26 protein-coding genes are annotated in these 24,696 nt (G+C 32.5%); 12 read left to right on the top strand and 14 right to left on the bottom strand.

Annotated features, from left to right (window positions below; genetic code table 11):
• Positions 1 to 30 precede the first annotated feature (30 nt).
• A complete protein-coding gene (locus Q0891_RS10190; protein ID WP_299101316.1) occupies positions 31 to 846 on the top strand; it encodes a tellurium resistance protein TerC in 816 nt (271 codons plus the stop codon).
• A gap of 321 nt (positions 847 to 1,167) precedes the next feature.
• Here the strand turns inward: Q0891_RS10190 and lptB are convergent, their stop codons facing one another.
• The 3 genes from lptB to Q0891_RS10205 all read right to left on the bottom strand — a co-directional run bounded on the left by lptB (position 1,168) and on the right by Q0891_RS10205 (position 3,804).
• Positions 1,168 to 1,908 (bottom strand): LPS export ABC transporter ATP-binding protein, encoded by a 741-nt coding sequence (gene lptB, locus Q0891_RS10195; RefSeq protein WP_299101318.1) that lies wholly within the window; start codon positions 1,906 to 1,908, stop codon positions 1,168 to 1,170.
• Positions 1,909 to 2,020: 112 nt separating this feature from the next.
• A complete protein-coding gene (tatC, locus tag Q0891_RS10200; protein ID WP_299101320.1) occupies positions 2,021 to 2,839 on the bottom strand; it encodes a twin-arginine translocase subunit TatC in 819 nt (272 codons plus the stop codon).
• Positions 2,839 to 3,804 (bottom strand): KpsF/GutQ family sugar-phosphate isomerase, encoded by a 966-nt coding sequence (locus Q0891_RS10205; RefSeq protein WP_299101322.1) that lies wholly within the window; start codon positions 3,802 to 3,804, stop codon positions 2,839 to 2,841. Before Q0891_RS10205 ends, tatC begins: the two co-directional genes overlap by 1 nt.
• Positions 3,805 to 3,892: 88 nt before the next feature.
• Here Q0891_RS10205 and recQ point away from each other — a divergent pair, with 88 nt between their 5' ends.
• A complete protein-coding gene (gene recQ, locus Q0891_RS10210) occupies positions 3,893 to 6,094 on the top strand; it encodes a DNA helicase RecQ (protein ID WP_299101324.1) in 2,202 nt (733 codons plus the stop codon).
• An 86-nt stretch (positions 6,095 to 6,180) separates the two neighbouring features.
• On the opposite strand, the gene Q0891_RS10215 is transcribed toward recQ, so the two are convergent.
• Positions 6,181 to 6,633, bottom strand: a complete 453-nt coding sequence (locus tag Q0891_RS10215) for a hypothetical protein (protein ID WP_299101326.1) — start codon at positions 6,631 to 6,633, stop codon at positions 6,181 to 6,183.
• 213 nt (positions 6,634 to 6,846) lie between these two features.
• On the opposite strand from Q0891_RS10215, the gene Q0891_RS10220 reads away from it, so the two are divergent.
• The 3 genes from Q0891_RS10220 (at position 6,847) to Q0891_RS10230 (ending at position 10,113) form a co-directional block, all read left to right on the top strand.
• Entirely contained in the window at positions 6,847 to 7,782 is a 936-nt protein-coding gene (locus tag Q0891_RS10220) for a peptidylprolyl isomerase (protein WP_299101766.1), read from the top strand.
• Between the two features lie 92 nt (positions 7,783 to 7,874).
• Positions 7,875 to 8,579: a tetratricopeptide repeat protein gene (locus tag Q0891_RS10225; protein ID WP_299101328.1), complete on the top strand. Its 705-nt coding sequence runs from the start codon at positions 7,875 to 7,877 to the stop codon at positions 8,577 to 8,579.
• A gap of 61 nt (positions 8,580 to 8,640) precedes the next feature.
• Complete coding sequence (locus Q0891_RS10230) at positions 8,641 to 10,113, top strand: T9SS type A sorting domain-containing protein (RefSeq protein ID WP_299101330.1); 1,473 nt, start codon at positions 8,641 to 8,643, stop codon at positions 10,111 to 10,113.
• Positions 10,114 to 10,173: 60 nt separating this feature from the next.
• On the opposite strand, the gene Q0891_RS10235 is transcribed toward Q0891_RS10230, so the two are convergent.
• From Q0891_RS10235 to Q0891_RS10245, 3 genes are all read right to left on the bottom strand, one after another.
• Positions 10,174 to 10,470, bottom strand: a complete 297-nt coding sequence (locus Q0891_RS10235; RefSeq protein WP_299101332.1) for a DUF721 domain-containing protein — start codon at positions 10,468 to 10,470, stop codon at positions 10,174 to 10,176.
• An 84-nt stretch (positions 10,471 to 10,554) separates the two neighbouring features.
• On the bottom strand, positions 10,555 to 11,049 hold the full coding sequence (locus tag Q0891_RS10240; protein ID WP_299101334.1) for a lipocalin family protein: 495 nt from the start codon (positions 11,047 to 11,049) through the stop codon (positions 10,555 to 10,557).
• Positions 11,046 to 12,125 (bottom strand): DNA replication/repair protein RecF, encoded by a 1,080-nt coding sequence (locus tag Q0891_RS10245; RefSeq protein WP_299101337.1) that lies wholly within the window; start codon positions 12,123 to 12,125, stop codon positions 11,046 to 11,048. Before Q0891_RS10245 ends, Q0891_RS10240 begins: the two co-directional genes overlap by 4 nt.
• 139 nt (positions 12,126 to 12,264) lie before the next feature.
• Here Q0891_RS10245 and Q0891_RS10250 point away from each other — a divergent pair, with 139 nt between their 5' ends.
• From Q0891_RS10250 to Q0891_RS10280, 7 genes are all read left to right on the top strand, one after another.
• On the top strand, positions 12,265 to 13,029 hold the full coding sequence (locus tag Q0891_RS10250) for a tetratricopeptide repeat protein (RefSeq protein ID WP_299101339.1): 765 nt from the start codon (positions 12,265 to 12,267) through the stop codon (positions 13,027 to 13,029).
• A 3-nt stretch (positions 13,030 to 13,032) separates the two neighbouring features.
• On the top strand, positions 13,033 to 13,539 hold the full coding sequence (gene ribH, locus Q0891_RS10255) for a 6,7-dimethyl-8-ribityllumazine synthase (protein WP_299101341.1): 507 nt from the start codon (positions 13,033 to 13,035) through the stop codon (positions 13,537 to 13,539).
• 597 nt (positions 13,540 to 14,136) lie between these two features.
• Complete coding sequence (locus Q0891_RS10260; RefSeq protein WP_299101343.1) at positions 14,137 to 14,421, top strand: riboflavin synthase subunit beta; 285 nt, start codon at positions 14,137 to 14,139, stop codon at positions 14,419 to 14,421.
• Entirely contained in the window at positions 14,421 to 16,283 is a 1,863-nt protein-coding gene (gene mutL, locus Q0891_RS10265; RefSeq protein WP_299101345.1) for a DNA mismatch repair endonuclease MutL, read from the top strand. The genes Q0891_RS10260 and mutL overlap by 1 nt, the downstream gene beginning before the upstream one ends.
• Positions 16,284 to 16,286: 3 nt before the next feature.
• A complete protein-coding gene (locus tag Q0891_RS10270; protein WP_299101347.1) occupies positions 16,287 to 17,108 on the top strand; it encodes a rhomboid family intramembrane serine protease in 822 nt (273 codons plus the stop codon).
• Between the two features lie 2 nt (positions 17,109 to 17,110).
• Complete coding sequence (locus Q0891_RS10275) at positions 17,111 to 17,980, top strand: rhomboid family intramembrane serine protease (protein WP_299101349.1); 870 nt, start codon at positions 17,111 to 17,113, stop codon at positions 17,978 to 17,980.
• Between the two features lie 7 nt (positions 17,981 to 17,987).
• Positions 17,988 to 19,010, top strand: a complete 1,023-nt coding sequence (locus Q0891_RS10280) for an endonuclease/exonuclease/phosphatase family protein (RefSeq protein ID WP_299101351.1) — start codon at positions 17,988 to 17,990, stop codon at positions 19,008 to 19,010.
• Here the strand turns inward: Q0891_RS10280 and Q0891_RS10285 are convergent.
• From Q0891_RS10285 to Q0891_RS10315, 7 genes are all read right to left on the bottom strand, one after another.
• Positions 19,002 to 19,310, bottom strand: coding sequence for a DUF6122 family protein (locus Q0891_RS10285; protein ID WP_299101353.1), 309 nt, complete (start codon positions 19,308 to 19,310; stop codon positions 19,002 to 19,004). The genes Q0891_RS10280 and Q0891_RS10285 overlap by 9 nt on opposite strands.
• Positions 19,311 to 19,316: 6 nt before the next feature.
• Positions 19,317 to 19,937 carry a WbqC family protein gene (locus Q0891_RS10290; RefSeq protein ID WP_299101355.1) on the bottom strand — a complete coding sequence of 207 codons (621 nt, stop codon included), beginning with the start codon at positions 19,935 to 19,937 and terminating at the stop codon, positions 19,317 to 19,319.
• Positions 19,938 to 19,940: 3 nt separating this feature from the next.
• On the bottom strand, positions 19,941 to 21,548 hold the full coding sequence (gene lepB / locus Q0891_RS10295; protein WP_299101357.1) for a signal peptidase I: 1,608 nt from the start codon (positions 21,546 to 21,548) through the stop codon (positions 19,941 to 19,943).
• Between the two features lie 61 nt (positions 21,549 to 21,609).
• Positions 21,610 to 22,311, bottom strand: a complete 702-nt coding sequence (gene dapB / locus Q0891_RS10300; RefSeq protein WP_299101359.1) for a 4-hydroxy-tetrahydrodipicolinate reductase — start codon at positions 22,309 to 22,311, stop codon at positions 21,610 to 21,612.
• 1 nt (position 22,312) lies between these two features.
• Entirely contained in the window at positions 22,313 to 22,918 is a 606-nt protein-coding gene (locus tag Q0891_RS10305) for a DUF5683 domain-containing protein (RefSeq protein WP_299101361.1), read from the bottom strand.
• A complete protein-coding gene (locus tag Q0891_RS10310) occupies positions 22,905 to 23,813 on the bottom strand; it encodes a ParB/RepB/Spo0J family partition protein (protein WP_299101363.1) in 909 nt (302 codons plus the stop codon). Before Q0891_RS10310 ends, Q0891_RS10305 begins: the two co-directional genes overlap by 14 nt.
• Entirely contained in the window at positions 23,813 to 24,580 is a 768-nt protein-coding gene (locus Q0891_RS10315) for an AAA family ATPase (protein ID WP_299101365.1), read from the bottom strand. Before Q0891_RS10315 ends, Q0891_RS10310 begins: the two co-directional genes overlap by 1 nt.
• Between the last annotated feature and the right edge of the window lie 116 nt (positions 24,581 to 24,696).

The following is a 24,696-nucleotide window of genomic DNA, read 5'->3' on the forward strand; positions in this document are numbered from 1 at the left end:
ATTACATTTACCTTCAATAGTTTATAACTTATGGCAGAAATTCTTTTTACACTTTTAATGCTTGTAATGCTGCAAGCAGTTTTAGGTTTTGATAATTTACTTTATATTTCATTAGAATCTAAAAAAGCACCTTTAGAGGAACAAAAACGAGTTAGGAAAATTGGAATTCTCATAGCCATAGTGTTAAGGATTGTATTGCTTTTTGTTTTAGTAAAGGTTATTGGATTCTTTCAAGAACCATTTTCCTTTTTAACAGGTCATATAGAAAATGTAATAGATTTTGCATTTAATGGTCATAGTATTATCGTTTTAATTGGTGGTGGATTTATAATCTATACAGCTATTAAGGAAATATGGCATATGATTGCCACACCAGATTTAAGTCACGATGTAGAAGGAGGAAACGATAAAAGATCTAAAACTGCGAATGCTGTTATTGTTAGCATAGTTATAATGAACTTAGTGTTTTCTTTCGATTCAATTTTAGCCGCAATAGGCCTTACAAGTGAGATTGAAGATTCTACAACAGCATTTATTGTTATGGCAATTGCTATTGTTGCGAGTGGTTTATTAATGTTGTTTTTGGCTGATAGAATTTCTACATTCTTGGCTAAGAATAGAATGTATGAAGTATTAGGTCTATTCATTTTATTTATCGTTGGAATTATGCTAATTACAGAAGGAGGTCATTTAGCGCACTTAAAAATATTTGGAAATGAAATTGTACCAATGAGTAAAACAACCTTCTATTTTGTAATAGTTGTTTTAGTAATTGTGGATGTTGTACAAGGCCGTTATCAAAAGAATTTGATTAAAGAGAAAGAGCAAGAAACAGCAAATAAATAACAAAATCACTTAGTCGCATGCAAAAGTATAAGCTTAAATATTTAATCTATATTTTCGTTACCATAATGGCCATTCAAATTATAATTGGGTTGGCAGATATATTATTATCAAAAGCGGATAGTGATTTAACGTCTATAACTTCGATATTAATTTCAATTTGCAGTATACCTTTAAGCTTAATAAATAGTAATTTGCCATTTTTTGTGTCGGAAAATCTATTTATGGTTCTTATATATTGGGCAATTAACCTCGTGATACAATCTGTATTTGTTTATGGCGTGTTGTTGGTAATACAAAAATTAAAGAATAGCAATAAATAGATTAGAATTCTATTTTAGTTTTACGTAGTTCAAAATTCTGTCCTAAATATACTTTACGCACCATTTCATCACTAGCTAATTCTTCTGGCTTACCAGCTTTAAGAATTTTACCTTCAAACATTAAATAAGTTCTGTCTGTAATGGCTAGAGTTTCTTGTACGTTGTGATCAGTTATTAGAATCCCGATATTTTTCTTTGTAAGTTTTGCAATGATGCGCTGAATGTCTTCTACAGCAACAGGGTCTACACCAGCAAAAGGCTCATCTAATAGAATAAAACTTGGATCTGTTGCTAGAGCTCTCGCTATTTCGGTTCGTCGTCTTTCTCCACCAGATAATAAATCGCCTCTATTAGTTCTAATATGTCCTAAACCAAACTCTTCAATTAAAGATTCCATTTTTTCATGCTGTTCTTTCTTACTTAATTTAGTAAGCTGTAACACACTTAAAATATTATCTTCTATACTAAGTTTTCTAAATACTGAAGCTTCTTGAGCAAGGTAGCCAATACCATTTTGAGCACGCTTGTACATAGGGTATTTAGTTATATTAGTATCATCTAAATAGATATTACCTCCATTGGGTTTTATGATGCCAACAATCATATAAAAAGAGGTTGTTTTACCTGCACCATTAGGACCAAGTAAACCAACAATTTCGCCTTGATTTACTTCTAGCGAAACGTCTTTTACAACTTTTCGTCCACTATAGGACTTCATTAAATGTTCTGCTCGTAACTTCATAGTATGTGTTAGAACGTTAAAATTAATAAATTCATATGTAATGCGTTGGCTTTAGGTATCATTTATTATAAGTTTAACCATCTTAAGAAATAGTTAGAACTTGAAAAAACAATTAGGCTTTTTTAGTTTTTCTATTTTGCTTTCTAATCACTATCGCAGAGATATAGATACTTACTTGGTATAATAATAAAATAGGAATTGCTACAATAACCTGACTAGCAATGTCTGGAGGTGTAATAATTGCTGAAAGAATAAGTACAACGACAAGCGCATATTTTCTATACTTTCTTAATATTTGTGGCGTTACTAATCCTACTTTAGTTAAGAAATATATAATTATAGGAAGTTCAAAAACAAAACCAGCAGCTAATGAAGATGATCTTACAATAGAATTGTAAGAGCTTAAATCAAAGGCATTAGAAACCTCTTCTGCAAACTCATAATTAGTTAAAAAGTTGAGTGATAATGGCGTAATAACATAGTAACCAAATGCAACTCCTAAAAAGAATAGTAAGGAAGCAATTAAAATAAATCCTCTAGAGCTTTTACGTTCATTATCTTGTAAACCTGGACTAATAAAAGACCATAATTGGTAAAGAACATAAGGGAATGCGATAACCAAACCAGCATAAATTGATGTCCATATATGTGCAGAAAATTGGCCACCAACAGATCTTACTTCAATTTGAAACGGTAATTCATTAGCGCAAAAAGACATGTCCATACCAAAAAAAGTAGATAAGTCACAAAGTGCAACATAGGTAGGGAAATCCATATGTTTAGGTGCCATAATGATACCTACTACAAAATCTTTAAAAATAAAAGCTAATGTTGCGGCTATAACAATACTTGCAACCGCTTTTACTAAATGCCACCTTAATTCTTCAAGATGATCTAAAAAAGACATCTCATCTACTTGCTCTCTCGCCATTATATAATGCCTTCTTTTATTAAATCGTGCAAGTGAACAACACCTGCATATTTACCATTTTGCTCTACTAATAATTGAGAGATATTAAACTCTTCCATAACTTCTTTAGCGTCTATAGCCATGGCATCTTCCGTTATTCGCCTAGGATTGTTGCTCATAATGTCTTTAGCTGTTAACCCTGAAATATCATCACTCTTACTTAACATTCGTCTTAAGTCGCCATCTGTAATAATTCCGACAATTTTTCCGTTTTCTACAACCGCAGTAACACCTAACATTTTTTCTGTAATTTCTACAATAACTTCTTTTAAAGAAGCGTCTAAGCGAACTAAAGGTTTTTGGTTTTGTGAAGATAAATCGTTTACTCTTAAATATAAGCGCTTACCTAATGCGCCTCCTGGATGATATTTTGCAAAATCCTTACTAGAGAACCCTCGTAATTCTAGCAAACAAACCGCTACGGCGTCTCCCATAACCAATTGAGCAGTAGTGCTCGTTGTAGGAGCTAAATTATTTGGGCAAGCTTCTTGAGCAACAAACGTATTTAAAATAAAATCTGCTTGCTGTCCTAAAAATGAGTCTTTATTACCAGTAATTGCAATCATTTTATTATTAGCATTCTTAATAAGTGGCACCAAAACTTTAATTTCTGGTGTATTTCCACTTTTAGAAATACAGATTACAACATCATCTTTCAGTATTAATCCAAGATCGCCATGTATGGCATCTGCTGCATGCATAAAAACCGACGGTGTCCCAGTAGAGTTTAAGGTTGCTACAATTTTATTAGCAATAATGGCACTTTTGCCAATACCAGTAATTATAACCCTTCCTTTAGACTTATAGATGAGTTCTACCGCATCAGCAAAATCATCAGTTAGTAAATCCGATAAATTATTTATAGCTTTACTTTCTAATTGTATTGTTGTCTTTGCAGTTTTTAAGATAGATTGCTTAGTGTTCAAAACTTATTTTTTAAAGAGTTTTTTAGATATAAAGAATTTGTTATCTTTAAAGTTGTTGCAAATGTATATAAAATACCAATAGGGATTAATGAGTATTGCAGAAATTGACTTACACTCCGCATTAAAAAAGTACTTTGGATTTTCAGGATTCAAAGGTCTTCAAGAAGAAGTTATAAAGAACGTCGTAGCTGGCAATAACACCTTTGTTATTATGCCAACAGGAGGCGGTAAATCTTTATGTTATCAATTACCAGCGCTAATAAAAGAAGGAACAGCCATCGTTGTTTCTCCACTTATTGCACTTATGAAAAATCAAGTAGATGCTATTAGAGCTGTGTCTGAGCACGAAGGTGTAGCGCATGTTTTAAACTCTTCTTTGAATAAAACAGAAGTAAAACGCGTTAAGGATGATATTACAAATGGGATCACAAAATTGCTTTATGTTGCGCCAGAATCGTTAACAAAAGAAGAATATGTAGATTTTCTTCGTACGGTTAAGATTTCATTTATGGCCGTTGATGAAGCCCATTGTATCAGTGAATGGGGACACGATTTTAGACCAGAATACAGAAATTTAAAAACAATAATTAAGCGAATAGGTGATGATATTCCTATTGTAGGTCTTACTGCAACAGCGACACCTAAAGTTCAAGAAGATATTTTGAAAAGTTTAGGAATGCCTAAAGCTGTAACTTTTAAAGCATCATTTAATAGACCAAATCTTTATTATGAAGTGCGTCCTAAAACAAAAAATGTTGATGCTGATATTATACGTTTTGTAAAACAGAATGAAGGAAAATCTGGTATTGTTTATTGTTTAAGTAGAAAACGAGTTGAAGAATTAGCTCAAGTTCTGCAAGTAAATGGTGTAAAGGCAGTTCCTTATCATGCAGGTTTAGATGCTAAAACAAGAGTGAAACATCAAGATATGTTCTTAATGGAAGATACAGACGTTGTAGTAGCGACTATTGCATTTGGGATGGGAATTGATAAACCAGACGTGCGTTTTGTTATACATCATGATATTCCTAAAAGTATAGAAAGTTATTACCAAGAAACTGGTAGAGCAGGACGAGATGGAGGAGAAGGACATTGTTTAGCCTACTATGCATACAAAGATATTGAGAAGCTAGAAAAATTTATGGCAGGTAAACCTGTAGCAGAGCAAGAAATTGGGCACGCACTGTTACAAGAAGTTGTTGCTTTTGCTGAGACTTCGGTATCTAGAAGAAAATTTATACTACATTATTTTGGCGAAGAATTTGATAATGCAACTGGCGAAGGAGGCGATATGGATGATAATGTTCGCCATCCTAAAAAGCAAGTTGAATCCAAAGATGAGGTTAAAGTATTATTAGAAACAGTTAAAAAAACCAATGAAAAATATAAGTCTAAGGATTTAGTACAAGTTCTAGTTGGTAATGCAAATGCTCTAATTTCTTCTCATAAAACAGACACACAACCATTTTTTGGAATAGGAAAAGATAAAGATAAAAGATTTTGGATGGCACTAATACGTCAAGTATTAGTTGCTGGTTATCTAAAGAAAGATATTGAAACTTATGGCGTTTTAAGATTAAGTGATGATGGTTTAGCATTTATTTCTAAACCAGAATCTTTTTTAATGGCAGAAGACCATGTTTTTGATGATGAATCTAATGATGGTATTGTAACTAACTCTAAAGGAGGAGGTGTAACAGCAGACGAAAAGTTAATGAAAATGCTTAAAGATCTGCGTAAACGAAATGCAAAACGATTAGGCGTACCTCCATTTGTTATTTTCCAGGATCCTTCTTTAGAAGATATGGCTTTAAAATACCCAATTACAATAGAGGAGTTATCTAATGTTCATGGCGTAGGAGAGAGTAAAGCTAAAAAATATGGAAAGGATTTTGTTGGTCTAATCGCAGATTATGTTGAAGAAAATGATGTGATGCGACCAGACGATATGGTCGTTAAATCGACAGGTACAAATTCTGCAATAAAATTATATATTATACAGAATGTAGATAGAAAATTGCCGCTAAGTGATATCGCGTCTTCTAAAGGTATGGAAATGCCGCAGTTTATAAAAGAGATGGAATCTATAGTTTTCTCTGGCACAAAATTGAATATCAATTACTGGATAGATGATATTTTAGATGAAGATCAGCAAGAAGAGATTCATGATTATTTTATGGAATCTGAAAGTGATAAAATAGACGATGCTATCGAAGAATTCGATGGTGATTATGATGATGAAGAATTACGTCTTTATCGAATTAAATTTATGAGTGAGGTTGCAAACTAAGCCTTAACTTTATATAAATACATTAATCAGTCCGATTGAGTTTAGAAAGGTATTATTCTGAATTTAATCGGATTTTTTTTTTTTTTTTACTCCTCCTCGTCAGTTGTGTTCTCAATCACTACTTTTTCAAACAAAAGCTTGTGATTTTTAACTATGATAAGTACACTGTTGAGTGTCGCATTTTCTAGTTTTTTAACGTCACTTTCTTCAACTTGAAAATCTATTTTTGTAATATTTCTACCTTTTATACTAGAGCGGTCAGATTCAAACTCAGGCATATCAGAATCTAATTGTAATTCAAAATTTTCGCCGCTAAAAGTAAGTGTAGCACCAGTTTTACATTTTACATTAAGCTGACCAACAATTACAGTTTGAAAAAAGTAGTAACCACCTAACTCATTTAAACCTGCAAAAAGTACATTATGCTCTGCCACACCATAAGGTTGGTTTTCCACATCTCTTATTATAGCTTCAACGCTGTCGTTAGTTTTAGATTGCGATGATTTATTGCCAAATATTTTAGATATAGAAAATGCCATATTATTTATTTTTTCTCAAAACTAACCTTATTAAGTTAAATCTCAAATTTTATTATAGTCATCAGTCATCAGTCATCAGTCATCAGTCATCAGTCATCAGTCATCAGTCATCAGTCATCAGTCATCTTTTTATCATATTCGCAAAACTTTCATCTAAATTCGGAATTCATAAATCATTGCCTATCTTTGCAACTTCAAACAAAAGAAAACACAATGCAAGACGGTTTATACGCAAAATTTAACACTACAAAAGGTGCTATTTTAGTAAATCTAGAGTTCGAAAAAGCTCCAGGTACAGTTGGTAATTTTGTGGCTTTAGCAGAAGGTAATTTAGAGAATTCGGCTAAACCACAAGGAACACCATATTATGATGGATTAAAATTTCACAGAGTTATTCCAGATTTTATGATTCAAGGAGGTTGTCCTCAAGGAACAGGTACTGGTAATCCTGGTTATAAGTTTGACGATGAGTTTCATCCAGATTTAAAGCATTCTGGTCCTGGTGTATTAGCGATGGCAAACTCTGGTCCTGGTACAAACGGTAGCCAGTTTTATATAACACATGTCGCTACTGATTGGTTAGATGGTAAACATACTGTTTTTGGTAATGTTGTTGAAGGACAAGATATTGTAGATTCTATTGCGCAAGGTGATGCTATAGAAAGTATAGAAATAGTAAAGCAAGGTGAGGCGGCAGAAAATTTTAATGCCATTGAGGCTTTTAGAACTTTTGAAGGTTCTCGTGAAAAACGAATAGCTGCAGAACGCGAAGCTGCAAAAGCAGAATTAGATAAACTAGCTACTGGTTTTGATGTAACAGATTCTGGTTTACGTTATAAAGTGATTCAAAAAGGAGACGGTAAAAAAGCAGAAAAAGGAAATATGGTTTCTGTTCATTATAAAGGGCAATTAGCTGACGGAACTGTTTTTGATTCGTCTTATAAGAGAAATTCGCCTTTAGATTTTCAAGTAGGTATTGGTCAAGTAATTCCTGGTTGGGATGAAGGCATTTGCTTATTAAACGTTGGCGATAAAGCGCGTTTAGTAATTCCTAGTGATTTAGGTTATGGTGCTGCAGGTGCAGGAGGTGTTATTCCACCAAATGCAACTTTAGTTTTTGATGTAGAACTTATGGAGGTTAAAGGATAAAACAATCGTTTTAACGTAACAAAATTTATATAAAATCGTCTCACTTATAGTGAGACTTTTTTTTTGCTTAATATTTAATCAAACCAATCCTTATGAAAACGAAATCACTTTTATTTTTGTCAATAATAGCCTTGTTATTTGTTAGTTGTTCGGGCAACATAGATTATTCTGAAACCTTTAAAAAGGAAACGTCTGGTGGCTATCTTTATAATCAAGATGATTTAATAATGGTTTATTATGAAAATGATAAACTCTTTCTAAATTGGAGAGGAGGTAAAATACAACCTGTTGCTATATCACAAAACGAATTTTTTGTAGCAGATATGTATAAGAAATTTAGGTTTGTACAGCACGCTAAAACTAAAGAGCGTTATTTGTCTATTATACCAGAAGATGGAACTAGTGAAATCACTTACGATTATCTAAAAGTACCAAACGGTTATAAAACACCAAGTGCTTACTTAAACGAAGGAAATTATGATAAAGCATTGGAAGGCTATTTGAAGATTAAACAGCAAGATTCAACAAGCAGTTTTATTGATGAATGGGACTTTAATAGTTTAGGGTATAGTTTTATTAGAAAGCACGAGTATCCCAAGGCTATAGAAATTCTAAAGATTAATGCAGTGCTTCATCCTAACAGTGCAAATGTTTATGACAGTTTAGGAGAAGCTTATATGTTAAATGGTAACGAACGTGAAGCTTATGTGAATTTTAAAAAGACTCTTGAGATTTATCCAGAAAACAAGAAAGCAAAAAGATTTATTGAAGCGAATAAAGAAAAATTCGAAAAATAAACATCTTGTTTTTTAAACTTAAATAATTGCATTAAATTGGTAGTCAACCAAACCAAAACTTATGAAGCAAAAATTACTCAATTTATTATTCGTTATTGGAAATGTAGTTGGTTTAACAGCCCAAGCATACATTACTCCAAATACAGGTTTAACATATACGTTAGATGACCTTGTGGCTGCCAGTCCCTCAACTATTTCTGTTTCTGGTACAACCTATACGTTAACCGATAATCTTACGATTTCTGCATCAGATATTTTTAGTATTGACACAGAAGCAACTTTAGAAATAGGAGCAGATGTTAGAATTACTATTTTTGGAAACATGACGGTAAATGCATCTAATTTTACTTTTACTGCCATAGATTCAAATGCACCTTACGAGGGTTTTAGATTTGAAGAATTCTCTGTTATAGATATTCAAAATTCAACGATTGAATATGGTGGAGGATTACGTGTTCTTACCGAAACATTTACTATTAATAACTGTTTAGTAAGTAATAATGTTTCTGGTATATCTACAGGTGCAGTGATTTCTCTATCTAGAGGAATGGCCCAAATTACCAATAACACTATAAGTTTTAATGATACACCAGCCATTAGCTCTGGCGCAACCAATATGGTTTCTGCTTATATTTTTAATAATTATATAGAAGGCAATAATCAAGAAAATTCTAATAGACCACAAATCAATATAGGAACAACTTTAGCTTCTGAGCCGCTTCAAATTGTACAGAATACTATCATAGGTGATCGTAGCTTAGATATGGTTGGTGGTATTGCTGTTTCTAATTTTGTTGGTGGAACTATTAATGCAATTGTAGATAATAATATTATTAGAGATAACCGTTATGGACTAACAATTCTTGGTAATAATGCTTTTGCATTTATTAGAAATAATGTCATTGAAGATAATGATACACAAGGTATTCCTTTGCAAGGAGGAAGCGGAATTTCATTAAATACATCGTCTGTTGGGTTAGAAGTCGTTGCAAGCGGAAACGAAATACGAAGAAATTTATGGGGAATTACAGTAATTGGAGAAGCAACAATTAATTTGGGTGATGATGTAGATAATGTTGGCCAAAATGTATTTGATGATAACGGAAATGGAGGTATAACCTATGCGCTTTATAATAATACAAGCAATGCCTTAACGGCAATGCATAATTGTTGGGATGAAACTAATACGCCAAACACACTTGCAGATGCAGAGGCTGTTATTGTACATGCTAATGATGATAATTCATTGGGCTTAGTAACTTTTGATCCTGTTGATTGTGCGTTTTTAAGTGTAGAAGATTTAGTTTTCAATAATCTGAAAATTTATCCTAATCCTAACAATGGTAAATTGAATGTCGAAAACAACTCTACATATAAACAAATGCATATTTACGGAATTGCAGGGAAATTAATAACAACAGAGAGTATTCAATTCGGTACTAGCGAAATGCATATTAACTTAAAAACTGGGATTTATATTTTAGAATTTGAAGGCGAGAATACTAAAGAAATAAAGAAGCTTGTAGTAGAATAATAAGTTTGAAACCGTATTTATATCAAAACGATTTAAAGATTACCCTTTATAATATCTAGTTTAGCGAAGTACTAATTTTTTAACGATGTCTTTTTTAACGGATTCATTAAGCATCTTTATGATTTTTTCTGTGCCATAACTTAATTCTTCCCGCAAAACACTAGAACTTAATTGTACGTATAGCGTTTCATGTTTAAGCTCAATTGCTGTTGTGTAGTTATTAACGCCATTTCCCATAAGATTAGCCCAAGCTTCACGAACATCTACTTTGTCTAAACCAGACTGCAAATTGTTGGTCTGAACAAATTCTTTTAGAATATCTTGTATAGGTTGGTTATCGTTATTTCGTTTTGCCATAATGCAAAGTTACTTAATTATTAAGTAAATGAATTATTTGGTTAGAATACTGTTGTATTAAACAGCCTGAATTTTAGTGTTAATTTAATCTTGTAAATCTAATTTTATAGATTCGTACCTTTTATATAGGTATATGTCTTCATCGTCATTCATTATTCGTAACTCCTTTTTATCTGCATTTAAAACGGTCTCGCTCCATTTCGCATAAGGTGTAGCATAAAGAATGATTAATTTATTACCATCAATTTTTAACTCAATGTTTTCAGCATCTCCAGAGGTAAAATAAGTATCGTTAATTCCTGGTTTTAGTTTTTTTCTAAAACCTTTTAAACTGTCATTAACAGATAAGTAATCTATAGTTTCGTTGAATTTGTACTCTTTCTTACTGCCATCAGCTAAAGTTGCTACTTGTATTTCCCAATAACCTTCAATGTGCTCAATATAACTTTCAGGGTTTTTAGAACAACTAAAGACTAATAAACTTAAAAGGATAAGAATACTAGTTCTGATATTTATTAGGTTTCTGAAATTTTCAACACGATATTGTTTAGTAACGACAGTTGGGTTTTTCTCTATCATAACTTAAAAATTTTATAAGATTGATGTGTTTGTTTTATAACATCTTCAGTTCGTTCTGCATGCGTATCACTGATGAAGATCTGACCGAAATGTTCGTCATCTACCAGGTTTATTATTTGAGATACTCTATTTTCATCTAGTTTATCAAAAATATCATCTAACAATAGAATAGGAGAGACACCACTTTGTTGTTTTATAAAATCGAATTGAGCCAATTTTAAAGCAATTAAAAATGATTTTTGCTGCCCTTGACTTCCAAATTTTTTAATGGGATAATCATCAATTAAAAATACTAGATCATCCTTGTGAGTACCAACACTTGTGTATTGTAAAGCCTTGTCTTTATTGATGTTTTTGTTTAATAACTCTAGTAAATCGGCATTAAATAAATCACTTTTATATTTTAAATCGATTTGTTCTTTACTTTGACTAATCGCTTCGTATCGCGATTTAAAAATAGGAATAAACGTTTGTAAAAAAGCATCTCGTTTTTTAAAAATCTCACTTCCAAATGTTTGGAGTTGTTCATTATAAATTGCAAGTGTATCCGCATTAAAAGTAGTATTAAGCGCAAAATATTTTAACAAAGCATTTCTCTGAGATAATACCTTATTGTAGCTAATAAGTTCTGTTAAATAACTTTTATCACTTTGTGAAATTACGCTATCAATAAACTTACGTCGTGTATCGCTTCCTTCGATAATAAGATCGCGATCTGCTGGCGAAATTATGACTAAAGGAATAAAACCAATGTGCTCGCTAAATTTATCATAAGCCTTTCCGTTTCGCTTTATTATCTTTTTTTGCCCTTTTTTTAAAGACACTATTATTTTTTCGTCACGATCATTTTTAGTAAATCTGCCATCCACAGCAAAAAAATCAGCATTGTGATTTATATTCTGAACAGCTATAGGATTAAAATAACTTTTTCCAAAAGCTAAGTGGTAAATAGCATCGAGCGCATTAGTTTTTCCGATACCATTTGCACCAACAAAACAGTTGATTTTGACGTCGAAATCGAAAACCTGACTTTCAAAATTTTTATAATTAACTAGTGATAGTGTGTTTAGATTCATGAAAAACGAACGATTTCCTTGATTTTAGTGATGTAGAAAAGCTTTAAGGCTTGAAATTAAATATTCAAAAATAACAAATAAATAGGCTTTTAAATCCCAATAAAAATTTTATTTTTGCGCACGCACAAAATGACAAGTTATGGCAACGTATAATAAAAGAGGCTACAAACCAAAAACTAAAAAAGAGAAGGTAGAGATTGTTGAAGAAGAATCAACAACGGCTGAGGTATTTAATTCTTTAGATGAAGGGGCTTCAAAAGCAGAAGAATGGGCAGTAAGAAACCAAAAGTATATTATTGGTGTAGTTGCTGCTATTGCTCTAATAGTTTTGGCATATATGGCTTACAATAAATTTGTAGCTGAACCAAAGCAAAAAGATGCAATGAACGAAATGTACACTGCTAAAAAATATTTTAACGATGCTGTTAATGGTGTATCTTCAGATTCATTATACCAAATGTCTTTAGATGGAGGTGAAGGTAAATACGGAATGTTAGATATTATTAGTAATTATGGTGGAACACCTGCTGCTAATTTGGCAAATTATTATGCTGGTATGGCGTATTTAAACTTAAAGAATTACGAAAAAGCAATTTCACATTTAGATGATTTTTCTAGTGATGATAAAATGTTAAACCCAATTGCTAAAGGAGGAATTGGTGATGCATTTGTACAGTTAAACCAATCAGATAAAGCATTAGAGTATTACGAAAAAGCTTTTCAAGCTAATGTAAATGATTATACTACACCTTTATATTTATTGAAAGCGGCAAAAGTTGCTATTAGTTTAGGTGATAACAGTAAAGCTTTAGGTTTCTTAGAGCGTATTCAATCTGAGTTCTCTACATCTAACGAAATGAAAGATGCAGAAATTTTAATAGGAAAAGTAGAAGCAAGCTTATAGTATATGGCAACTGCAAATCATAATTTATCGAATTACGATAAAACAACAATCCCAAGCGCGAAAGATTTTCGGTTTGGGATTGTTGTTTCAGAATGGAATGATAAAATTACCGAAGGTCTTTGGCAAGGTGCTTTTGATGCCTTAACAGATTGCGGAGCACTTAAAGAAAATATTGTACGTTGGAATGTTCCTGGAACCTTTGAGCTTACATATGGTGCTGCAAGAATGAGCAAAAGTATTTATGCAGATTCTGGCATGTTAGATGCAATTATTGTTATTGGTTGTGTAATACAAGGTGAAACCAAACATTTTGACTTTGTTTGTGAAGGTGTAACTCAAGGTATAAAAGACTTAAATCTTAAAGGTGATATTCCCGTTATTTTCTGTGTACTTACAGATAATAATATGCAACAATCTATTGATCGTTCTGGCGGAAAACACGGTAACAAAGGTACAGAAGCTGCTATTGCTGCTATAAAAATGGCAGATCTACGTAAACAATCCTTGTAGTTTTTAGTCTCAGTTTACAGTTTACAGTCTACAGTCTACAGTCTAAAGTCTCAATCCGTAGTAAAAAGTTATAAGTGTAAAGTGAGCAGTTAAATGATACTTGTGTTTTGTAAACAGTTTAGTGTTTGTTGACATATGTTTAATAAAAAAGAAGATTAAAGTTATTTCACTACAATCTTCTTTTATTTTTTTTACCAAACTGCAAACTGCAAACTGCAAACTGCAAACTGCAAACTGCAAACTGCAAACTGCAAACTGCAAACTGCTTCCCAACTCTGGCATTCTTTTTGTTAATAATTTTAAGGAATCCTTAAGGGTTAATTCCTTGTATTTTCAGTACTTTTGAGATTAATCAAGTTTAATTTACAAGTCATTTGTTTAATCAAAGAAAAAATAAACGATTTACTTATAAATCTCGACTTCAGGATTCCAATATTGATCAGTCGAAAGTCGACTTTGAAACGAAGTGGAACGAAGCTAATGGTAAGAGTAAACGCAAAGGAAATGTGTTTACATCGCTACCAGTTTTAGTTGTGATCTTAGTTTTAATTTTTGTATTACTTTATATTCTAGAAGGATATATAAAATAAGAGAATTATGGGAATAATGAAATTGAAGAAAAATCGAAAGTACAATTATAAGCCTCGTTTTTATAAAGGTGAAGGAAGTCCTTTTGAGCTTAAGCACAAATTTGATGATAAAAGAACAACCGTAAATCCGGCAAAGGGTATTAAAGGTAAATTCAATGCAGCCATTGATGATTATAAACATAATCAAGATTCTAACGTTAATAAACGCGTTCTTATCATTATTGCTGTGTTAATTATGTTGTTTTTATTTATAATCGGTTTTGATCTATCTATATTCCTCCCAAATAGCTAATGTCAGATATTATTCAACTTTTACCAGACCATGTTGCTAACCAAATTGCAGCTGGTGAAGTGGTACAACGTCCTGCTTCAGTAGTTAAAGAACTATTAGAAAATGCAATTGATGCCAATGCAACAGAAATCAAACTCATTGTTAAAGATGCTGGTAAAACCTTGGTTCAAGTTATAGATAATGGTAAGGGTATGAGTGTTACTGATGCCCGCTTAAGTTTTGAGCGTCATGCAACTTCTAAAATTAGAACAGCTGAAGACTTGTTTCAACTCAACACTAAGGGGTTTAGAGGAGAAGCACTTGCAAGTATTGCAGCCATTGCTCATGTAGAATTAAAGACTAAATTAGATCGCGAAGATTTAGGAACTGTCCTCGTTATTGAAGGTAGTGAAGTGAAATCTCAAGATGTTTCTGTTACACCAACTGGTACTTCGGTTTCTGTAAAGCATTTATTTTTTAATATTCCTGCTAGACGAAATTTTTTAAAATCAGATACAGTAGAATTACGCCATATTACAGATGAATTTCATCGCGTGGCTTTAGCACATCCAAATATTGCATTTGCATTTTATCATAATGGAAGCGACTTGTTTAATGTGCCTCAGGAGAATTACAGACAACGAGTTGTGCATATTTTCGGAACAAAAACCAATGAAAAATTAGTACCAGTTGAAGAAGAAACAGAAGTACTAAAAATTTCAGGATTTGTTGGTAAACCTGAATATTCTAAGAAAACAAAGTCAGAGCAGTATTTTTTTGTAAATCAGCGCTTTATAAAGAGTCCTTATTTAAATCATGCTATTAAATCGGCTTTTGAAGGTTTGCTAAAAGATGGCTATCATCCTAGCTATTTTTTAAATCTTACAGTAGATCCAAAGTCTATTGATATAAACATTCATCCTACAAAAACTGAAATTAAGTTTGATGATGAACACACGTTGTACGCTATTTTACGTTCAGCAGTAAAACATAGTTTAGGGCAATTTAATATTGCACCAATCTTAGATTTTGAACAACAAAGTAGTTTTGATACACCTTACGATTATAAAAATAAGTCAGCTGCTGCACCTTCTATAGAGGTAGATAGAAGTTTTAATCCATTTTCTGATGTTTCTCCAGAGCGAAGTGCAAAGCCATCGTATAATAATGGCGGGTTTAAATCGGCACCTGCAGCATCATGGGAAAGTATGTACGTTGGTTTAGAGTCTAAAGGGAACAATTCACCATCTGATTTTAGTGAAGTTACTTTTGAGAGTGATCCTAAAAATGAATCTATATTTAGTGATTCAACAATAGAAACCACTAAAACTACTTTTCAACTTCAACAAAAGTATATTGTAAGTACTATAAAATCTGGGATGTTAGTTATTGATCAAAATAGAGCACATCAACGTATTTTGTATGAGAATTTCTTGAAGCATATAACAATACAAGAAGCTACAAGTCAGCAATTATTATTTCCGTTGCAATTGCATTATACGCCTAGTGAAACTAAAATAATAGAAGACTTGAAAGCGAACTTAGAGCATACTGGTTTTGTGTTTTCAGAATTAAATACCGATGGTATAGTGATTACAGGAGTTCCGGTTGGTGTGCCAGAAAGTGAAGTCTCTATTATTTTAGAACAATTAATTAGTGATGTGGAAAACGATGTGCCAGACACTAATTTTAGTGCGTCAGATTTATTAGCAAAATCTATGGCTAAGAGCTTGGCAATAAAAAATGGACAATCGTTAAATAGTACAGAGCAAGAACATATGGTAAATAGTTTATTTGCTTGTAAGGAACCCAATGTATCACCAACCAATAGACCAACGTTTATTACAATGGCAGTTGATGATATTGAGAAAAAATTTATGTAGTATATGAGATTTAGTATTACTGATGCGGTAAAGCATTTAATTATTATAAATGTTGTAATGTTTGTTGGAAAACTCACACTTGGTGATGGTCATTTATTTGATGAATTGTTTACCATGTATTTCCCAACAAATGATTTGTTTAAACCATGGCAAGTTATAACGCACATGTTCATGCATGGGAGTCCTGCACATTTACTTTTTAATATGTTTGCTCTTTGGATGTTTGGTACTCCAGTAGAAGAGCGTTTGGGTACTGCGAAGTTTTTATTTATATACTTTTCAGCTGGTTTTGGTGCTTTGTTGTTTCAGTTAGGTTATTATTACTTTGACTATTATTCTGCAATGCAAACTTTAGGAAATTTGAATATGAGTACAAGTTTATTGCATGAAATAATGAATATTAATGCAATAGATGGTGATATGATAAGAGGAGAGATTTTGCAAGAAAAAATGATTCCACTATTAAATGACGCCAATTTCTCTACGTCTATTTCTGCAGCTCAATTTAGTGCTTTATTTGATTTAAATGTTCTGAATTTAAGTGCAATGGTTGGAGCATCTGGTTGTATTATGGGAATTATGGCGGCCTTTGGGATGATGAATCCTAATGCTAAGTTAATGATGATATTTTTACCAATTCCTGTTAAAGCAAAGTATTTTATTCCAGGATTAATTATTTTAGATATCATCTCAGCATTTACTGGTCAATCGTTTTTTAGTCCAAGTAATACAGCATATATGGCTCACGTTGGTGGCGCTGTATTAGGTTTTATTGTAATGTGGTATTGGAAAAAAAGTGACAAGGATAAATACCGTTGGAATTAAATATGAGTACAGTTGAAAATTTAAAATACAAGTTTAAGAACTTAGATGTATTTGGCAAAATCATTGCCATTAACGTACTCGTGTTTTTAATTGGCTTGGTATTTAAATCGTTATTGCGATTTAATGTTTATTTCTATTTTGAATTACCATCTGGCTTTATGAATTATTTATTTCAGCCATGGTCATTAATAACGTATGGTTTTTTGCATAGCGGTCCTTTTCACTTGCTATTAAATATGTTGTTTCTTTTTTATTTAAGTAGAGTGACTACCAATCTATTTAGATCAAAAATGATTCTTAATATTTACTTTTTAGGAATTATTTTTGGAGGTTTAGCGTATTTGGCCGTTGCCAATCTTTTACCAGTAAACTTTATAGGTGAAAATGATGTGCTAGTTGGTGCATCTGCAGGTGTTAGTGCGCTATTGCTATTTGTGGCAGTCTATATTCCTAACACTGAGATAAGGTTATTTAATGCCTTCAATGTAAAATGGAAGCATATTGCAATGGTTATTGTTGGATTGGATTTGTTTAGAATGCTGTCTGGTCTTAATCAAGGTGGTTATGTAGCGCATTTTGGAGGCTATTTGTTAGGATATATCTATGCTACTAGATTATTGAAAGGTACAGATATTGGCCTAGGTTTTGAGCGCTCTATGGATAGTTTTATGAGTTTGTTTAAACCAAAATCTAATCTAAAAACAGTACATCGTAAAAAGAACAAAAAGGAATACGCTGGTAAGACTAAAGATGAGTTTAATTCGTTTAATAATCAGAAGAAAATAGATTTAATTCTCGACAAGATTAGTAAAAGTGGATATGAGAGCCTCACAAGCGAGGAGAAGGAATTTCTGTTTAAAGCAGGTAAATAATTAAATAGTGAAAGGTTTAAAATTTGGTAGTAAAATATTGTTTTTCATCAATTCGTTGGTGGCATTTTTACTGCTTATTTCTTACATTTTACCTTACATACCTCCTAAAAGTTTTGCAACTTTATCAGTACTGAGTTTAGGTGTTCCGTTACTTATTATACTTAATGTAGTTTTCTTTGTATTTTGGCTATTACGAGTAAAAAAACAAATGCTATTATCGCTTGTAGTTCTGCTTCTCGGCTGGAATTATATTGGTTCTATGTATAAATTCTCAGCGTCTTCTGCAATAGAGGATGAAGATAATTTTACAGTCATGTCTTTTAATGTAAGATTGTTAAATCGGTACGGTTGGCTACCGAGTGAAACAATAAAAGAAGAGGTTATTAAATTAGTAACCACTGAAAGTCCTGATATAATGTGTTTTCAAGAATACCGTCGTGGAAACGCCATTAAGTTAGATGGTTACTATAGTTTTAATGCTACGTATACCTCAGGAATTAAAGGCGGACAATCTATTTTTTCTAAATATCCTATTATCAATTCCGGATCATTAGAATTTCCTAATACATATAACAACGCCATTTTTGTTGATGTCGTAAAACAAAAAGATACTTTAAGAGTGTATACGTTGCATTTACAATCTTCTGGCATTGATACTGATGTGGATAAATTAAAGAATGAAACATCAGGTCATTTATTTAAGCAAGTGGGATCTACATTTAAGGCGCAACAAGATCAGGTTGATTTATTTTTAGCTCACAAAGCTAAATCTCATTATAAAACTATAGTTACAGGAGACTTTAATAACACAGCCTATTCTTACATCTACAGAAAGGTTAAAGGAGATGACTTAAAAGATACGTTTGAAGAAGCTGGAAATGGTTTTGGTAGAACTTATGATTTTAAATTCTTCCCAATGCGTATTGATTTTATTTTGGCGCACGACGATTTTACAGTAAATGGTTTTAAAACCTTTGAAGAAAAACTCTCAGACCATTATCCCATAAAAGCAACCTTAAAACTACATTAAGCTGCAGTCTGTAATATCTGCAATAATGTGAATCACTAATCCTAAGCCTAGTAATCTCGTCTTTTTAGGTATGAGCATCAATAAATAAATTACAATGACATAGTAGGAGTGGAGCGGATGAAAATTAATACTACAGCGGTTTGGCTCAAATATTGGATTCGCTAAGAGATGATCTAAATCTATGAGCATTCCTAAAATCATAATACCATAAGCCTTTAACCAATAGGTTTTATAAAAAAGTAATGCTATAACTAATGGTAAACCAAAATGTATTCCATAATGTACAATTGGCTGAAGCATAATTAGTTATTTGATTGTGATTACCTGTTGTTGTAAATACATTTCTGTATTTGGCCCTTCGTTAAACAAAAGATCTAAAATGCTAAGATTAGAAATAAATCCATGTTTTTCTGTAAACACTTGTGTGTATGGCTGCAGTGAGTGTATTTGTGTATTGCGTTTTACTAAATTTCTATAATCAACTTTGCCAGTAGGTTCTTTTTCAAAGAATGTAGTGTGATTTGGTGCTAGGCCAAGTTGAAGGCAATTTTTAATAACAACAAAGCATTCTAAATTAAAATCTAAGATAAAATCAAATTTCTGCTCAAAGAGAAGCATTAAATCATCAATATAAAACTCGAAAAAAGGTGACATGCTATACGCAGACTGTAACGACTTTAAATGAAGAATTTGCCAGTGTTCCTCATTCGCAATTTTTACATCCTTATATAATTGTCTGTTCTTTTGAGAATAACTAACCGGAACCGTCAGTGCTAATTTTCCATTTGCGCCATAGATTTCCATTCGGTTTCTATAAGATTGCTTTTGGTAATTATCACTTACTTCAAAATAAACAGAATCAGAATTTACCATTGCCCAAAAATTAGCAATATTTGGAAAATAACTTGGATATATTAGAGTATTCAAATCTTAGCTTTCCTTTGCCTTTTTCTTTTTACGCCATTTATTAAAGAATGTGATTCCTAAAATAAGAATTATAAAAGGAATTAAATAAGATGTACGAGCGCCACTTCCGCTTACAGTAGTAAAAATTCTATCCCAACGTGGTCTCCAATTCTTTATTCCTTTATTGATGCCGTCTAAACTCATCCAAATAAATACAGGCTTACCAAAAACATGATCGTAAGGTACAAATCCCCAAAATCTACTGTCAATAGAATTGTGTCTGTTGTCACCCATCATCCAATAATAATCTTGATTAAAAGTATAAGATGTCGCAACTTGGTCATCAATAAAAATTTGATTACCTCTCGTCACAACTTTATGACCTTCATATTCTCCAATGGCACGCTTGTAGATAGAAATATTTTCAGTATTAAGTTGAACTGTAGCTCCAGCTTTCGGGATCCACATTGGTCCAAAATTGTCAATATTCCATTTATAATTAGGATCTCTTGGGAAAATTTCTCCATCGACACCAGCAGGTGTTTTTATTGCAGTTATAGTTTCAACTTCAGGATGCGATTTTAACCTTGAAATAGCTTCTGCTGTTGCAGCATGAATTCTATACGAGCCTTCTGTTGTGCCGTAGCCTAAACCATCTGTTATATCGTGTTTTTCTAATATGTCTATAATTCGAGCGGGTTGTAATTGTCTCTTAAAGACAATATCATAAGAGAATTGTATATGCGCTCTTGGTGGCAATTTATTCTGTTTGCCATTAATAAATACATAGCCATTTCTAATCTCTAACGTATCACCAGCAACACCTACGCATCGTTTTACTAAATTGGTTTTTTTGTCAATTGGTTTATAGTAATTTCGGTCTGGATTAAAGTCATCCATAGTCAACAACGTATCTGCTGGTTGATTGAAAACTACAATATCATTACGTTCTATGCTCTGAAAACCAGGTAATCTAAAATAAGGTAACTGAAGTTTGTTTTTCCAAGAGGTGTTACGTTCTTCATAATTATCATCAAATAAATACGATTTAGTGTTTAATTTTGGAATAGTATCGTGTACCATTGGAGCTCCAACAGTTGTCATTGGTACTCTTGGTCCGTAATGCAATTTACTTACGATTAGAAAGTCGCCAACAAGTAATGACTTTTCTAATGAAGATGAAGGAATAACAAAAGGTTGAAAGAAATAGGTATGAACGATGGTAGCCGCTACAATAGCAAATAGGATAGAGGTAATCCATTCACCTGTCGATGTTTTAGGCGTAAGTGTTCTATCTTTAACGTAGTCAACACCTGCAACATAATTTAAATAATAGAGGTAAAATCCTAGGGTAATAATACATAATAAAGCATCTACCTTGGTATCTTTTCCAAATGCACGCGCTGTTTCCACCCATGCAGCAGGAATCATTATTAGGTTTACAATAGGAAGAAACATTAAAATTACCCACCACCAAGGACGTGTAATTATCTTCATTAATATAACCGCGTTATAAACAGGTATAAATGCTTCCCAAGCTTTTCTGCCTGCTTTCACATATAATTTCCATGTGCCTAAACCATGAATAATTTGTAATACGAGTAAAAAGATAAACCACTGTGTCCAGTTCATAATGCAATATTTAATCTAGTAGGTTGAAAATTATTTCAATTTGTTTCAAAACGTTGGTAAATTAACCAATGTTTAACACATCTTTCATAGTAAAGACGCCTTTTTTGTCTTTAATCCATTCTGCAGCAATTACAGCTCCCATCGCAAAACCTTGTCTACTATGTGCTGTGTGTGTAATGTTTATAGAATCAACTTCTGAGTCGTAGGTAACCTCGTGCGTGCCAGGAATGTTTTCAATGCGTTTAGCATCAATAAAAATCTCGTTAGGTTCTGGTGATTCTAATGTCCAGTTGGTATAGTTAGAATTTTTTATAACTTCTTCAGCTAAAGTTATTGCAGTACCACTTGGAGCATCAAGTTTTTGAGTATGATGAATTTCTACCATCTCGGTAGAATACTCATTAAATCCAGACATTAATTCACTTAGTCTTCTGTTAATTTCGAAAAAGATATTTACACCTAAACTAAAGTTAGAGGCATATAGAAATGTACCATCATTGTCCTTACAATACGTAACAATATCATCATAGTGTTCAAGCCAACCTGTCGTGCCTGAAATTACAGGAATTCCTGCGTCTAAGGCTTTCTTAATATTATATACAGCAACAGAGGGAATGCTAAAGTCTATAGCGACATCAACATTTTTAAAATCATAATCAGAGTCTTTATCAGAAACCTTTAAAGTAATACTGTGACCACGATTTACAGCGATAGTCTCAATGCTTTTGCCCATTCTACCATAACCGAGTAGTGCTATTTTCATATTAAAAATTAAAGTTAAGTGTTAAGCCTAAGTCCGATGCGTTTTCCATTTTATTATATTGAAAATGCGGACTTAAACTTAGATTATCATCCACATTGAATTGAAGTAAATGTGCATCAATATTGGCATCCAAAATATTCAGAGCATAAAAACCTAATGTAACTAGGAGTGAAAGATCTTTATTTCGTCTTGCTTGTGTTTGCGCTCTAACAAGTGCGTCAGTAGAAATGTTAGGTGAATCACCATCGCCATAGAACTCGTCATCCTTAAAACCAGCTAGACGTCTTTTATAAGCATCTCTATAACGGTCGAGTTGTTTAGTGTTAAAATCATAAACTAAAACACCTCCTGCGATTGCGCCCCAAACAATTGGGATTTTCCAATACCTTTTATTATAAGCCTGGCCTAATCCTGGAAGTACAGCTGATAAAAATGCTGCTTTTGCAGGACGTAGCGGATCTATTGGAGTCTTTACCAATGTATCCGTTGCAATAACAACTTTATCATTAACAGCAATACTTGTGCTGTCCGTTTCTATTTGAGAATATGAGAATAGAACAGAAACAAAGCACAATAAAATTGCCAAGAAATGCTTATTTGTTCTCACGCTGAACTAATTTTTTAATACGATTAAAATCTTCTTCAGAATGAAATGGAATAGTAATTTTTCCGCTTCCATTTTTAGCGACTTTCACATCTATTTTATGACCAAAATATTCCGAAAATTCTTTAACCCCTTTTTTAATGTGTTTAGGGATTTCAATTTTAGTAGATTCTACTTCAGTATCAGTCGGATTAGAACCTAAATTTTTAACTAATTGTTCTGTAGCTCTAACAGATAGTTTGTTAGTTATAATTTTTTCATAGACTTCTAGTTGATCAACTTGGTCTTCAATATTAACCATCGCTCTTCCGTGACCCATACTAATAAATCCATCACGAATACCAGTTTGAATAATTGGATCTAATTTAAGTAAACGCAAGTAATTAGCAATTGTAGAACGCTTTTTACCTACACGTTCGCTCATTTGCTCTTGTGTTAAATTGATTTCGTCAATTAGGCGTTGGTATGATAAGGCAATTTCAATAGCATCTAAATCTTGGCGTTGAATGTTTTCAACCAATGCCATTTCTAAAGACTCTTGGTCATTAGCAATTCTGATGTAAGCAGGTATGGCTTCTAGACCAATTAATTTTGAAGCCCTAAAACGACGCTCACCTGATACTAATTGATAGTTGTTAAAAGCTAATTTTCTAACTGTTATAGGTTGTATAACACCTAATTCACGGATAGAAGATGCTAATTCTCTTAGTGACTCTTCGTTAAAATTAGTTCTAGGCTGAAATGGATTGACTTCAATACTAGAAAGCTCTAATTCTACAATATTGCCCACAACTTTATCTGCGTTTTTATCTTCTGCAGAATTAATATCATTTTCAGGATCTTTCAATAAAGCAGAAAGACCTCTACCTAAAGCTTGTTTTTTAGTTGCTTTCGCCATTATAATTCATTTTTCTTTATCAACTCTTTTGCTAAACTTAAATAATTTGCAGCACCTTTGCTACTAACATCATAATTAATGATGCTTTCACCATAACTTGGCGCTTCTCCTAATCTGACATTTCGTTGAATAATAGTTTCAAAAACCATATCACTAAAATGCTTTTGTACTTCTTCTACCACTTGGTTAGAAAGTCTTAATCGAGAATCAAACATCGTTAAAAGCATGCCTTCAATGTCTAACGCTTCATTATGTATTTTTTGTACACTTTTAATAGTATTTAACAGTTTGCCTAATCCTTCAAGGGCAAAATATTCGCATTGTATTGGTATTATAACAGAATCTGCTGCAGTTAATGCATTTAAGGTTAATAAGCCAAGTGAAGGTGCGCAGTCTATTAAAATATAGTCATAATCTTCTTTTAGCTTAGTGATAGCTTTTTTTAGCATGTATTCACGCGCTTCTTTATCTACTAACTCAATTTCAATGGCAACAAGGTCAATATGTGAAGGTATAACATCAACGTTTGGTGCATTAGAGGTCACAATGGCAGCTTTAGCATCTGCAGAGTGCTCAATTAATTGATAAGACCCAATCTCAACATTATCTACATCAATCCCTAAACCAGAACTCGCATTGGCTTGCGGATCTGCGTCTATAAGTAATACTTTTTTCTCTAATGCTCCTAGTGAAGCCGCAAGGTTTACAGAGGTTGTAGTTTTGCCTACACCTCCTTTTTGGTTTGCTATTGCAATGATTTTACCCATCAAATGATTCGGTTTGTTATAAGGGTTTAAAATTACGATTATTTACGAGTTTATAAAATTGAAGTTGTTAACATTAAATTAAATTGTTTATCAGCCTTTGAGCATATACAGAACTT

Source organism: uncultured Winogradskyella sp. (assembly GCF_947498005.1).
Classification (GTDB): Bacteria; Bacteroidota; Bacteroidia; order Flavobacteriales; family Flavobacteriaceae; genus Winogradskyella.